General features: G+C 54.7%; 2 protein-coding genes and 1 tRNA gene. All 3 read left to right on the top strand.

Features of this window, described 5'->3' with window-relative positions; translation table 11 throughout:
* Window positions 1–154 precede the first annotated feature (154 nt).
* Entirely contained in the window at window positions 155–427 is a 273-nt protein-coding gene (locus tag AC1D1X_RS24195) for an HU family DNA-binding protein (RefSeq protein ID WP_007874140.1), read from the top strand.
* Between the two features lie 17 nt (window positions 428–444).
* Window positions 445–520: transfer RNA gene (locus AC1D1X_RS24190), tRNA-Val, on the top strand.
* An 87-nt stretch (window positions 521–607) separates the two neighbouring features.
* Window positions 608–1059 (top strand): SurA N-terminal domain-containing protein (locus AC1D1X_RS24185; protein ID WP_477699471.1); only part of this gene is annotated, 452 nt, incomplete at its 3' end.

Genomic DNA, 1059 nt, shown 5'->3' with positions numbered 1-1059 from the left:
CTTGCTGCTGTATTGACAGGTTAGGAGTCCATGGCTCTAATTGGAATCAGCAGAAAACTGCACATGCCGCTCCCGCTGACACACTCAACACAGTGTCCCGGGAGATATTTTTTAGAGACAACCAGATTAACTTTTTATCAACGAGGGGCTCCTTGTGAACAAGACTGAACTGATCGAGCACATTGCCAAGCATGCTGATATTTCCAAAGCTGCCGCCACGCGCGCGCTGGAGTCAACCATTGGCGCTGTGAAAACAACCCTGAAAAAAGGAGGCTCCGTGTCTCTGGTGGGTTTCGGCACTTTTGCCGTGGGAAAACGTGCTGCGCGCACCGGCCGCAATCCGCGTACCGGCGATGCGATTAAAATCAAGGCTGCCAAGGTTCCAAAGTTCCGTCCAGGCAAAGCTCTCAAGGATGCTTTGAACTGAAACGGAAACTCAACGTGGGGTGCTTAGCTCAGTTGGTAGAGCAGCGCCCTTACACGGCGTAGGTCGGCGGTTCGAGCCCGTCAGCACCCACCACCCACGAAAAAAGGCGAACATGGTTCGCCTTTTTTGTTGTTGGCTCCCGGTTTGTTCGTAAAGCTGTTGCAGCACAGGAAGTTCGAGATGTTTGATTTCATTCGCAAGCACACCAAAGTCACCATGGCGTTGCTGTTTTTGCTGATTGTTCCGTCCTTTATATTGGTGGGCATGAACAGCAATGGTCCCTCCGGGAACAACAGGGGGGTTGTTGCCGTTGTCGACGGAAAAGACATCACGCAGCCCGAATGGGATCAGGCTCACCAGAGCGAGGTCCAGCGCATACGCGCTTCCATGCCGTCGATTGATGTCAAGCTGCTGGATACACCACAAGCACGCTACGCGACGCTGGAGCGGCTGGTACGCGACCGCGTGGTTGCTGCTGCTGCCCACGTCACCGACGACTATCTGGCGCGCGAGCTGCAGAAAATTCCTGAAATCGCCGCCCTGAAAGGCCCGGACGGCAAGCTCGATATGGAGCGCTATCGCCAGTTGCTGGCATCGCAGGGCATGACGCCGGAAATCTTTGAGGCCAATGT

The organism is Polaromonas sp. P1_G4 (assembly GCF_056405475.1).
The sequence above is the reverse complement of the archived record's forward strand: the minus strand, read 5'-3'. Positions and strand labels throughout refer to the sequence as shown.